Source organism: Thioalkalivibrio sp. ALE20 (assembly GCF_000381405.1).
GTDB lineage: Bacteria > Pseudomonadota > Gammaproteobacteria > Ectothiorhodospirales > Ectothiorhodospiraceae > Thioalkalivibrio.
In genome coordinates this window covers 1-1,971 of record NZ_KB906495.1, presented here as the reverse complement: position 1 = coordinate 1,971, position 1,971 = coordinate 1, and the positions used below count along the sequence as shown (strand labels likewise).

Genomic DNA, 1,971 nt, shown 5'->3' with positions numbered 1-1,971 from the left:
GAGGGGCTTTCAGGGTGCCTGGATGCGCTCCAGGCCGGCGGTGAAGGCGTCTTCCCGGAAACGGCCGCCCGCGGCCGCCTCGGGGAAGACGCCCCGGAGGGCGTCGGTGGCTACATGAACTTCAGCATGGCAAACATGGACGTCAGGATCACAATGGTTTGCAGAACAAGGGCCTGATACAGATCAGTGCGAGTCATTATCGCCCCCAGGGTTTCCCTGAGCTCCATGCGGGCCTCCATGCCGGCCATCTGCTCGCGAAGGAGCTCCAAATCCTGCTTCGTCGCCACTCTCGACATAATGCGGTCTCCTCGGAACATCAAGGGGACAGACCGTGCCTCCACGGGGATGGCTGTCCCCGTGGAGGTGGAAAGTCTGGATTGACGTGACGCCCCGGCGGGGCGTCGAAGGTGAGTTCAGGCGGCCGCGGCGACCTCGAAAGCCGAGTCGGCATAGACGATCTCGGCGAGCTCCCAGCCCGGGGGCCAGTGCTCTTTCATGCCGTTTTCGACATGGCCCGAGCCATAGAAGCCGCCACACGCATCGAGGACGCACCCTTCATCGTCCAGGGCGAGGTACTGATACACCTCGCCGCGAAGATAAAGGTCGTAGACGTAGACCTCGGCCTCCAGGATCTCGCGGATCCGTTGGGCCCGATTACGGGTGATGCGCTTCCAGCCGAACGCCTGCCGGATACGATCGCGTTCTGCCATGATCCACCCGACCTGGCCGCTGTCCCAGGGGCAATGGAACGGCCGGGTAGAAATCGTGATCCCGCTATGATCGTAGAGATACAGCGGGAGCTGGATGATGTGACGGTTCCAGACGGAGTCCGCCCATTCATCGGGCGACTCGTCTGGCTGGGTGTCACCCAGCTGATACCGATTGTGCCAGCACACCATCGTGCCGAGGTTATCCCAGTTCCGTGGGTTCTCGGGGTCGATCTCCGGCGTAATGATGATCTTCATGGTCTGTACTCCTGCATTGAGGGGACAGACCGCCCCCACGGGGACGGTTGTCCCCGTGGTGGGTAAACGATATGGACCGACCGGCCTGATGCCGGCGCCCCTCCTCCCGGTCCGGAAGGGCTTTCAGGGTGCCTGATACGCTCAGGCGGGCGGTGAAGGCGTCTTCCCCGAACCGGCCTTGGCCGGTCGGCTCGGGGAAGAGCCACCGCGTCACGGACGGTGGGGGGTCAATGCCGGCGACGGTGTTGCCGACGCGCGATCACATAGGCGCCGATCATCACGACCCCGATCATCGCCAGACCGATATAAAGGCTCATGTCTTCCATGACTATGATTCTAGCCGTTCCAGCACCCCACAAGCCAGAGGACAAGGCCCAGGGCTACGGTACTGAGGCCGCCCACGGTCAAGCCGCGTTCGATCAGCAAAGCGACGATCCCGGCAACCGCCAACAGGACACCGGCCTGCCGGAGGCCCTCCCGGATCTGCTTGAGGTTGAACATGGTCTGCCTCCTGAATTGAGGGGGACAGACCACCCCCGCGGGGACGCTGTCCCCGGGATGGGTGGAAGGATGCCCACCCGGCGGGTAGCCGGGCAGACACGGAGTGGAATGGCGACATGATCATGCCGCCATGGGCTCAGGGTGCACCGCGCCGCGCAGGGCGGCGAGTGCGCGTCCAAGGTGTTGCCCCACGGCCTCGAAGGCCGAATGGACAACCGACTGCCCCAGGATTTCATGGGCCCGGGTTGCGGACAGACCCGCGACCAGGGATTCGGGTACGGCCTTGACCCGCGCGTGTTCGGCGGGGGTCAGCAGGCGCGAGCGCCCCGAATCGGTCGGATGCCGGATGAACGGTTCCGTCGACCGGGCCTTGGCGTAGCCCCTGCCGATGGTTCCGAGACTGTCCTCGGCCCCATCGAGAAGCTGCCGCCGAAAGCCTTTGCCGGCCTCCTGATCCCGGACCTCCTTGTCCGCTAGGTAGCGGTACTCCTTCCAGATGGGGTCG

Annotated in this window: 2 protein-coding genes and 1 pseudogene; all 3 read right to left on the bottom strand. The window is 64.5% G+C overall.

The features are described 5' to 3' along the window. Positions 1–413 precede the first annotated feature (413 nt). Positions 414–965 (bottom strand): hypothetical protein, encoded by a 552-nt coding sequence (locus F790_RS0113600; protein WP_019592017.1) that lies wholly within the window; start codon positions 963–965, stop codon positions 414–416. A 336-nt stretch (positions 966–1,301) separates the two neighbouring features. Continuing rightward, positions 1,302–1,466 (bottom strand): hypothetical protein, encoded by a 165-nt coding sequence (locus F790_RS14740; protein ID WP_019592015.1) that lies wholly within the window; start codon positions 1,464–1,466, stop codon positions 1,302–1,304. A 120-nt stretch (positions 1,467–1,586) separates the two neighbouring features. Beyond that, positions 1,587–1,971 (bottom strand): annotated as a pseudogene (locus F790_RS0113585) (DNA cytosine methyltransferase); the annotation flags it as partial.

Coding starts and splice junctions, on each gene's coding strand:
- F790_RS0113600 (WP_019592017.1), bottom strand. CDS start 965: ATGAAGATCATCATTACGCCGGAGATCGACCCCGAGAACCCACGGAAC.
- F790_RS14740 (WP_019592015.1), bottom strand. CDS start 1,466: ATGTTCAACCTCAAGCAGATCCGGGAGGGCCTCCGGCAGGCCGGTGTC.